Annotated in this window: 15 protein-coding genes; all 15 read right to left on the bottom strand. The window is 64.0% G+C overall.

The annotated features are described in order from the left end of the window. The coding region (gene rpsN / locus VFE83_RS13880; protein WP_324907136.1) for a 30S ribosomal protein S14 at positions 1-259 on the bottom strand (259 nt) is incomplete at its 3' end. Positions 260-274: 15 nt separating this feature from the next. After that, complete coding sequence (rplE, locus tag VFE83_RS13875) at positions 275-817, bottom strand: 50S ribosomal protein L5 (RefSeq protein ID WP_324907134.1); 543 nt, start codon at positions 815-817, stop codon at positions 275-277. 11 nt (positions 818-828) lie between these two features. After that, positions 829-1143, bottom strand: coding sequence for a 50S ribosomal protein L24 (gene rplX, locus VFE83_RS13870; RefSeq protein WP_324907132.1), 315 nt, complete (start codon positions 1141-1143; stop codon positions 829-831). Between the two features lie 14 nt (positions 1144-1157). Then, complete coding sequence (gene rplN / locus VFE83_RS13865) at positions 1158-1526, bottom strand: 50S ribosomal protein L14 (protein WP_056136003.1); 369 nt, start codon at positions 1524-1526, stop codon at positions 1158-1160. Positions 1527-1540: 14 nt separating this feature from the next. After that, positions 1541-1810 (bottom strand): 30S ribosomal protein S17, encoded by a 270-nt coding sequence (gene rpsQ / locus VFE83_RS13860; RefSeq protein ID WP_158982366.1) that lies wholly within the window; start codon positions 1808-1810, stop codon positions 1541-1543. Positions 1811-1821: 11 nt separating this feature from the next. Next, positions 1822-2007, bottom strand: a complete 186-nt coding sequence (rpmC, locus tag VFE83_RS13855; protein ID WP_115843868.1) for a 50S ribosomal protein L29 — start codon at positions 2005-2007, stop codon at positions 1822-1824. Continuing rightward, positions 2007-2420 carry a 50S ribosomal protein L16 gene (rplP, locus tag VFE83_RS13850; RefSeq protein WP_119719432.1) on the bottom strand — a complete coding sequence of 138 codons (414 nt, stop codon included), beginning with the start codon at positions 2418-2420 and terminating at the stop codon, positions 2007-2009. The genes rpmC and rplP overlap by 1 nt, the downstream gene beginning before the upstream one ends. Before the next feature lie 3 nt (positions 2421-2423). Beyond that, positions 2424-3152 (bottom strand): 30S ribosomal protein S3, encoded by a 729-nt coding sequence (gene rpsC / locus VFE83_RS13845; protein WP_324907125.1) that lies wholly within the window; start codon positions 3150-3152, stop codon positions 2424-2426. Between the two features lie 14 nt (positions 3153-3166). Continuing rightward, positions 3167-3502 carry a 50S ribosomal protein L22 gene (rplV, locus tag VFE83_RS13840; RefSeq protein WP_115843977.1) on the bottom strand — a complete coding sequence of 112 codons (336 nt, stop codon included), beginning with the start codon at positions 3500-3502 and terminating at the stop codon, positions 3167-3169. Positions 3503-3512: 10 nt separating this feature from the next. Next, complete coding sequence (rpsS, locus tag VFE83_RS13835) at positions 3513-3782, bottom strand: 30S ribosomal protein S19 (protein ID WP_057943874.1); 270 nt, start codon at positions 3780-3782, stop codon at positions 3513-3515. 6 nt (positions 3783-3788) lie between these two features. Beyond that, complete coding sequence (rplB, locus tag VFE83_RS13830) at positions 3789-4616, bottom strand: 50S ribosomal protein L2 (protein WP_283212438.1); 828 nt, start codon at positions 4614-4616, stop codon at positions 3789-3791. A gap of 10 nt (positions 4617-4626) precedes the next feature. Then, the gene (gene rplW, locus VFE83_RS13825; protein WP_309264018.1) at positions 4627-4923 is read right to left on the bottom strand and encodes a 50S ribosomal protein L23; all 297 of its coding nucleotides are present in this window, start codon (positions 4921-4923) and stop codon (positions 4627-4629) included. Beyond that, positions 4920-5525, bottom strand: coding sequence for a 50S ribosomal protein L4 (gene rplD / locus VFE83_RS13820; RefSeq protein ID WP_324907115.1), 606 nt, complete (start codon positions 5523-5525; stop codon positions 4920-4922). Before rplD ends, rplW begins: the two co-directional genes overlap by 4 nt. A 12-nt stretch (positions 5526-5537) precedes the next feature. Beyond that, positions 5538-6191 carry a 50S ribosomal protein L3 gene (gene rplC / locus VFE83_RS13815; RefSeq protein WP_324907113.1) on the bottom strand — a complete coding sequence of 218 codons (654 nt, stop codon included), beginning with the start codon at positions 6189-6191 and terminating at the stop codon, positions 5538-5540. 10 nt (positions 6192-6201) lie between these two features. Next, positions 6202-6513, bottom strand: coding sequence for a 30S ribosomal protein S10 (gene rpsJ, locus VFE83_RS13810; RefSeq protein ID WP_024891232.1), 312 nt, complete (start codon positions 6511-6513; stop codon positions 6202-6204). Positions 6514-6749: the final 236 nt, after the last annotated feature.

Below are 6749 nucleotides of genomic sequence, written 5' to 3'. Positions count from 1 at the left end.
CCTTGCGCAGCATGTTGCGGCCCAGGCCGAACTTGCTGTACACGGCGCGCGGACGGCCGGTGAGGGCGCAGCGCGTGATCTGGCGGGCGGGCGAGGAGTCACGGGGAAGCTTCTGCAGCTTGACCGCCGCGTCCATCTTTTCCTCGTAGCTCGCCGACTCGCTGCTGACGATCTTCTTCAGCGCATCGCGCTTGGCGGCGAACTTCTTCGCCAGCTTCGCGCGCTTCGCTTCGCGGTTGATCATTGAGGTCTTGGCCATGGGTCTCTTGTCCGGTCAGTTGCGGAACGGGAAGCGGAACGCCTCGAGCAGGGCGCGGGCTTCCTCGTTGGTCTTGGCGGTGGTGGTGATGGCGATGTCCATGCCACGCAGCGCGTCGACCTGGTCGAAGTCGATCTCCGGGAAGATGATCTGCTCCTTGACGCCCATGTTGTAGTTGCCACGGCCGTCGAACGAACGACCCGACACGCCGCGGAAGTCACGCACGCGCGGCAGCGAGATGTTGATCAGGCGGTCCAGGAACTCGAACATCTGGGCGCGGCGCAGCGTTACCTTGCAGCCGATCGGCCAGCCGTCGCGGATCTTGAACGAAGCCACCGACACGCGGGACTTGGTCACGATCGGCTTCTGGCCGGAGATCTTGGTCAGATCGGCGACGGCGTTCTCCAGGATCTTCTTGTTGGTCGCGGCTTCGCCGACGCCCATGTTGATCGTGATCTTGGACAGGCGCGGCACTTCCATCGGGTTCGTGTAACCGAACTTCTTGGTCAGGGCCGGGACGACTTCGTCCTTGTAGAACTTTTCAAGACGCGTGGTCATTTGAGCATTCCTCAGGCGTCAACCGCCTCACCGCTGGAGCGGAACACACGCAGTTTGCGTCCATCCTCCAGCACCTTGAAAGCAACGCGCTCACCCTTGCCAGTGGCCGGGTTGAACAGCATCACGTTGGAAATGTGGATCGGCGCTTCGCGCTCGACCACGCCGCCCGGCTGGCCAGCCTGCGGATTCGGCTTGGTGTGGCGCTTGACGACGTTGACGTTCGACACGACGACCTTCTCGCCGAGCACGCGAACGACTTCGCCCTTCTTGCCCTTGTCCTTGCCGGTGGTGACGATTACCTGATCGCCCTTGCGGATACGGTTCATATCAATTCCTCCGCTCAGAGCACTTCAGGAGCGAGCGAGACGATCTTCATGAACTTCTCGGTACGCAGCTCGCGGGTCACAGGCCCGAAGATGCGGGTACCGATCGGTTCCTGCTTGTTGTTCAGGAGCACGGCCGCGTTGCCGTCGAAGCGGATCAGCGAACCGTCCGGACGGCGCACGCCCTTGCGGGTGCGCACGACGACGGCGTCATAGACGTCGCCCTTCTTGACCTTGCCACGCGGGATCGCGTCCTTGACGGTCACCTTGATGATGTCGCCGATGCCGGCGTAACGGCGCTTGGAGCCGCCCAGCACCTTGATGCACATCACTTCCTTGGCACCGGAGTTGTCGGCCACATCGAGGTAGCTCTGCATCTGGATCATGACTCAGCCTCCTCTTATTCGGCCGCGCGGCTGACGATTTCAACCACGCTCCAGTTCTTGGTCTTGGACATGGGAGCAATCTCCTTCACACGCACGATGTCGCCTTCCTTGCAGGCGTTCTCGGCGTCGTGGGCATGGAGCTTGGTCGAGCGGCGGATGTACTTGCCGTACAGCGCGTGCTTGACCTGGCGCTCGATGAGCACGGTGACGGTCTTGTCCATCTTGTTGCTGACGACCCGGCCTTCAACCGTGCGCACAGCCTTCTCTGTATTGTTGTCGGTCATGACTGGGGTCCTTACTTCTTCTCGCCGAGCAGCATGTTCACGCGAGCGATCTCGCGGCGCACGCGGCGGGACTCATGGGTCTTGGCGAGCTGGCCGGTGGCCTTCTGCATGCGGAGGGCGAAGCTCTCCTTGTGCAGCTCGGCCAGGTGGGCCTTGAGTTCGTCAGCCGACTTCTCGCGCAGTTGCTTCAGTTCCATTAGCGCACCGTCCGGGTAACGAAAGTGGTGGTCACCGAGAGCTTGGCGGCGGCCAGACGGAACGCTTCACGCGCAACGTCTTCGCTCACGCCTTCGATCTCGTAAATCATGCGACCGGGCTGGATCTGGGCGACCCAGTACTCGACGTTGCCCTTACCGGAGCCCATTCGGACTTCGATCGGCTTCTTGGTGATCGGCTTGTCGGGGAACACGCGGATCCACATCTTGCCGCCGCGCTTGACGTAGCGGCTGATGGAACGACGCGCTGCCTCGATCTGGCGCGCGGTCAGCTGACCGTGCGCCGTCGCCTTCAGGCCGTACTCGCCGAAGCTGACGGCGTTGCCGTTCCAGCTCAGGCCCTCGTTGCGGCCCTTGTGTACCTTGCGGTACTTGGTTCGCTTGGGTTGCAGCATGGCTTACTCCTTCGCCTCACGACGCTCGCGGGCCGGACGGGCCGGACGCTCGCTACGCTCGCCGCGCGGCGTTTCTTCCTGCTTCTCCTGGCCGACCTGGGAGAAATCGAAGATCTCGCCCTTGTAGATCCAGACCTTGATGCCGATGATGCCGTAGGTCGTCTTGGCTTCCGCGAAGCCATAGTCGATGTCGGCACGCAGCGTGTGCAGCGGCACGCGACCTTCGCGGTACCACTCCGAGCGCGCGATCTCGGCGCCGTTCAGACGACCGGCGACGTTGATCTTGATGCCCAGCGCGCCCAGGCGCATCGCGTTGCCGACCGAGCGCTTCATCGCCCGGCGGAACATGATGCGGCGCTCCAGCTGCTGCGCGATCGACTCGGCGACCAGCTGCGCGTCGAGCTCCGGCTTGCGGACCTCGGTCACGTTGATGTGCGCCGGGACGCCCATCACCGCGCTCACTTCCTTGCGCAGCTTCTCGATGTCCTCGCCACGCTTGCCGATCACCACGCCCGGGCGGGCGGTGTGGATGGTCACGCGGGCGTTGTTGGCCGGACGCTCGATGAAGATCTTCGAGATGCCGGCCTGCGCCAGCTTCTTGCGCAGCAGGTCACGGACCTTCAGGTCCGCCGCCAGGAAACCGGCGTACTGCTTCTTGTTGGCAAACCACTTGGAATTCCAGTCCTTGGCAATGCCCAGGCGGATGCCGGTGGGATGAACTTTATGACCCATTGTCTGACTCCGCCTTACTTGCCCGCGCCCACAACCACAGTGATGTGGCTGGTGCGCTTGAGGATGCGGGTGCCGCGGCCCTTCGCACGCGCCATGAAGCGCTTCAGTGCGGGACCCTCGTCCACCATGATGGTCTTGACCTTGAGCTCGTCGATGTCAGCGCCCTGGTTGTTCTCGGCGTTGGCAATAGCGGACTCGACCACCTTCTTGATCAGGTGGGCGGCCTTCTTGTCGGAGAACTTCAGCAGGTTGACGGCGCGCTCGGCCGACAGACCACGCACCTGGTCGGCGACCAGGCGGGCCTTCTGCGGGGAGATGCGCGCGGTGCGCAGGATGGCTTTCGCTTCCATGGTCATCTCCTTACTTGCCCGACTTCTTGTCGCCGCCGTGACCCTTGAACGTACGGGTCAGGGCGAATTCGCCAAGCTTGTGGCCAACCATGTTCTCGTTGACCAGCACCGGGATGTGGTTCTTGCCGTTGTGCACGGCGATGGTGAAACCCACCATCTCCGGCAGCACCATCGAGCGACGCGACCAGGTCTTGATCGGCTTCTTGTTGTTGCCCGCGGTCTCGACCTTCTTCATCAGATGATGGTCGACGAACGGGCCTTTCTTCAGTGAACGTGCCATGGCCGATTAGCTCCTGCGATCGCGCACGATGAACTGCTGGGTGCGCTTGTTCTTGCGGGTCTTGTAACCCTTGGTCGGCACACCCCACGGGGTGACCGGATGCGGGTTACCCTGGCCGGCCTTGGCCTCACCACCGCCGTGCGGGTGGTCGACCGGGTTCATGGCCGCACCGCGGACGGTCGGGCGAACACCGCGCCAACGCTTGGCGCCGGCCTTGCCCAGCTTCTCGAGGTTGTGCTCGTCGTTGCCGACTTCGCCGATGGTCGCGCGGCACTCGGCCGGTACCTTGCGCATTTCGCCGGAGCGAAGACGCAGCGTGGCGTAGCCCTGCTCGCGTGCGATCAGCTGGACGCCGGCGCCGGCGGCGCGGGCCAGCTGGGCACCCTTGCCCGGCTTCATCTCGATGCAATGCACCGTCGAACCGACCGGGATGTTGGTCAGCGGCAGCGTGTTGCCGACCTTGATCGGCGCGTCGCGGCCGGCGATCACCTGGTCGCCGTCCTTCAGGCCCTTCGGGGCGATGATGTAACGGCGCTCACCGTCGACGTAGCACAGCAGCGCGATGTGCGCGGTGCGGTTCGGGTCGTACTCGATGCGCTCGACTCGCGCCGGAATGCCTTCCTTGTCGCGCTTGAAGTCGATGATGCGGTAATGCTGCTTGTGACCACCACCGATGTGACGGGTGGTGATACGGCCGTGGTGGTTACGACCGCCGGTCTTGCCCTGCTTCTCGACGAGCGCCGCGTGCGGCGCGCCCTTGTGCAGGCCCGGGGTCACCACGCGAACCGCGCTGCGGCGGCCGGCGGAGGTGGGCTTGAAAGTCATCAATGCCATGGGTCTTTCCTCAGGCCTTGGCCATCACGTCGATCGACTGGCCTTCGGCCAGCGTCACGTACGCCTTGCGCCAGTTGCCGCGGCTGCCGGCGCGGAAACGGAAGGACTTGTTCTTGCCCTTGACGTTCACGACGTTGACCGCTTCAACCTTCACTTCGAACAGCTTTTCCACGGCGACCTTGATGTCGGCCTTGGTAGCGTCCGTCGCGACTTCGAAGACGTACTGGTTGGAAACTTCCTGCAGACGGGCGGTCTTTTCGGACACGCGCGGCGCACGGATGATGTTGTAGAGCTTGGCCTCGTTCATGCCAGCCACTCCTCGATCTTCTTGACCGCGTCGGCGGTGACCACGACCGAGTCGGCGCCGACGAGGGCAACCGGATCCAGGCCCTGGACGTCACGCACTTCGACGTACGGCAGGTTGCGCGCCGAGAGGTACAGGTTCTCGGTGGCGTCTTCGGTGACGATCAGCGGACGCTTGCCGACTTCCAGGCCCTTGAGCTTGGCGATCAGGCCGGAGGTCTTCGGCGCTTCGATGTCGAACGACTCGACGACCATGATGCGGCCCTGGCGGTTCAGCTCGGACAGGATCGCGGCCATCGCGGCGCGGTACATCTTGCGGTTGACCTTCTGCGCGAAGCTGCGCGGCTTGGCCGCGAAGGTCACGCCGCCGCCGACGAAGATCGGAGCCGTCAGCGCGCCGTGACGCGCACCGCCGCCCTTCTGCTTCTTCGACTTCTTGGTCGTGCCGTTGACTTCCGAACGGGTCTTCTGCGCCTTGGTGCCGGCGCGACCGGCGTTGCGATAGGCAACGACCACCTGGTGAACCAGGTCTTCGCTGAATTCGCGGCCGAAGATCGCATCGGAAACCGACAGCGTCTTGCTGCTATTGGTGATGGCGAGTTCCATCGTCATCTCTCCTTATGCCTTGCTCGAGGGACGCACGATGACGTCGCCACCCGGCGCACCCGGCACGGCACCCTTGATGGCGATCAGGCCGCGCTCGGCGTCGACCTTCACCACTTCCAGGCGCTGCGTGGTCTGGGTTTCTGCGCCCATGTGACCGGCCATCTTCTTGCCCGGGAACACGCGGCCCGGCGTCTGGCGCTGGCCGATGGAGCCCGGCGAGCGGTGCGACAGCGAGTTACCGTGCGTCGCGTCGCCCATCGTGAAGTTCCAGCGCTTGATCGTGCCCTGGAAGCCCTTGCCCTTGGTGACGCCCTGGACGTCGACCAGCTGCCCGGCGCTGAAGATGTCGGCCTTGATCTCGCCGCCGACTTCGAAGCCGTTGATCTGGTCGTCTTCCACGCGCAGCTCCCACAGGCCGCGACCGGCTTCGACCTTCGCCTTGGCGAGGTGACCGGCGGTCGGTTTGTTGACGAGCGCGGCGCGGCGCACGCCCACGGTCACCTGCACGGCGCTGTAGCCGTCGGTTTCCTGGGTCTTGATCTGGGTAATGCGGTTCGGGGTCGCCTCGATCAGGGTCACCGGCACCGACTTGCCGTCTTCAGTGAAGAAACGGCTCATGCCGGCCTTGCGACCGACGATGCCCAACGAATATTTCTTCGCGGTCATGGTGGTGGCCTCAGGTCAGCTTGATCTGCACATCGACACCCGCCGCGAGCTCGAGCTTCATCAGCGCGTCCACGGTCTTGTCGTTGGGGTCGACGATGTCGAGCACGCGCTTGTGCGTGCGGGTTTCGTACTGGTCACGCGCATCCTTGTCGACGTGCGGCGACGTCAGGATGGTGTAACGCTCGATCTTGGTCGGCAGGGGGATCGGGCCGCGCACCTGGGCGCCCGTCCGCTTGGCCGTTTCGACGATCTCGCTGGCCGAACGGTCGATCAGTCGATGATCGAACGCCTTCAGCCGGATCCGGATCTTTTGGTCCGCCATGACGGAATTCCTTCGTTAAAAGAGCGACGGGCCCGCGGCTGGGTGCGCGGAACCCCTGGATTCAATGATTGCCGGAGCCCGAAACCCTGCGCAGCGGCAACCTTCCCTGCAAAAAACGAGGCAGGCCGGTTACCCGGCCCGCCCAGACTGAGAAGCGGACGCGACGATTCCCCAGGTCCGCCATGTCCCGAAGAGCTTCGGGACGGACCGGGGTACTGCCGCGCGACGTGTTCCCA

The sequence above is a fragment of the Lysobacter sp. genome, from assembly GCF_035655815.1.
Lineage (GTDB): Bacteria > Pseudomonadota > Gammaproteobacteria > Xanthomonadales > Xanthomonadaceae > Lysobacter_J.
The sequence above is the reverse complement of the archived record's forward strand: the minus strand, read 5'-3'. Positions and strand labels throughout refer to the sequence as shown.